The sequence below is a fragment of the Psychrobacillus sp. genome (genome assembly GCF_056205495.1).
This window is the reverse complement of the sequence record NZ_JBAEAP010000466.1, coordinates 1-1,540: the sequence shown is the minus strand read 5'-3', so window position 1 is coordinate 1,540 and position 1,540 is coordinate 1. Positions and strand designations below refer to the sequence as shown.

The 1,540-nt window shown below is 36.9% G+C and carries 2 protein-coding genes; both read right to left on the bottom strand.

Annotated features, from left to right (window positions below):
- Positions 1-9: 9 nt before the first annotated feature.
- The gene (locus AC06OU_RS13475) at positions 10-951 is read right to left on the bottom strand and encodes a hypothetical protein (protein WP_475856420.1); all 942 of its coding nucleotides are present in this window, start codon (positions 949-951) and stop codon (positions 10-12) included.
- 57 nt (positions 952-1,008) lie between these two features.
- Positions 1,009-1,540 (bottom strand): hypothetical protein (locus tag AC06OU_RS13470; protein ID WP_475856418.1); only part of this gene is annotated, 532 nt, incomplete at its 5' end.

Here is a 1,540-nt window from a genome sequence, read left to right as displayed (position 1 = left end):
AATTTTTTATTATATTTTTATTTGAACAAGCGATTTGTTAAGCATATATAAAATGGTTTCATTAAACAAAGCAGGGCATATTCGAGACATTTCATCTATTGACTTATATTGGATTTCAGCGAATTGTGGGTGCTTTTCAATTCCCCGAAGTATACTTCTCATGGAATCCGCGGCTTGAGGATTCATTAATATATCGGAAAATGAATTATTAATTGAAAATACGCCATTTGGGATTTCAACCTCTTCCACAAGAACACCTTGTATATTAGGTGGGTTAAACCAATCTGTAATGGAATAGATATCAACTACCTGTGGTTTATCAGCTCCTACTATCGGATCGACTGTATTATCCTTATCATCTATAGGGGTTGTTTTCTTTTCTCCTTCCTGATCTGTATTATTAGGACGCTCTTCTTGTTCCCCTTTTCCTTGCTCTTCTTCATTCTCTAATGGAACGTTAGGAGTTTCTTTCTCTTTTTCCTCTGTTACAGGGGGAATCGGTAGTAATGTTAGTTCCTTAGCTTGTCCATCCATTTGAGCCTTTGCATGCGCAATGATAGCATCTAGGTTATTCTGAATAATTTTCTCCTGTTCAGTGTTATCTATTTTCATCTGAGACTTTAATGACTCAGCATACTCGTTTAAAGATATAATCCTATTTTGCTTTTCAAGATTAGTAAACGACACTAATTGGTCTGCCGCTTTCTGCATTTCGCTAGATAAAGAAACTTCAAGGTCATTTAAAAGAATTTGTTTTTCCTTTGTAATCGCTTGTTCTATATCTGCTACGGAAGCTTCTTTCTTCTTGTTAAACCAATTACTCATCATAAGTGCAATGTCTTGATCAGCTAAAGCAGTTCTAATACCCCCCCCTATCGCCATAGCAAACAGGATAAGAAAGACAAGGAGAACCACCTTATATTTTTGAACATATTTAGAATATCTCTTCATTTCACATCCTCCATCTTAAGGTGTAATCTTCCCTAACCTGGTAACCTTACCGAATTCCTATTCATTTATCCCATTTACTAAATCCTGCATAGAAGTTAACGCTGCTGTCTCTAAATCTTTTGCAGCTGCTTCTATTGCATCGGTTTGGGTCTGAATCATGAAGTTAGTCATCATTTGTGTCCAAAGCGTAAAGTCTGCTAATTCTTTGTCTATTTTGCCCTTCAAATCATCCGTTTTAGTATCCACATGATTGTCAATGGTAGCCTGAAGACCTGACTTGGAAGCTTCTATCGCTGCTTCTAGCTCAGAAAGCGCTGCTGTTGTTGCAGCTTCTAATTCAGCATTTAATGTATCTAAAGCTGCGGATCCTTCGGCTATCGTATGGGCTTCCATATCTCTTTCTGCTTTTCGATTAGCCTCTAACCAGAGAACACGTATATTCTCTTTTTCTTCCTCATAAATTCTAGTGAACTCCTTATTAGCATAATCTGTCAGCTCTACTTTTTTCGCCTCTAACGCTGCTTTATGCTCTTGTAAGTCCTTATCAATTTTAGAAGCAGCCTCTGTAGTAGAATCTTCTTTAGATTCA

Excerpts from the sequence above, each read along its gene's own strand:
- AC06OU_RS13475 (WP_475856420.1), bottom strand. The coding sequence starts at position 951 with ATGAAGAGATATTCTAAATATGTTCAAAAATATAAGGTGGTTCTCCTT.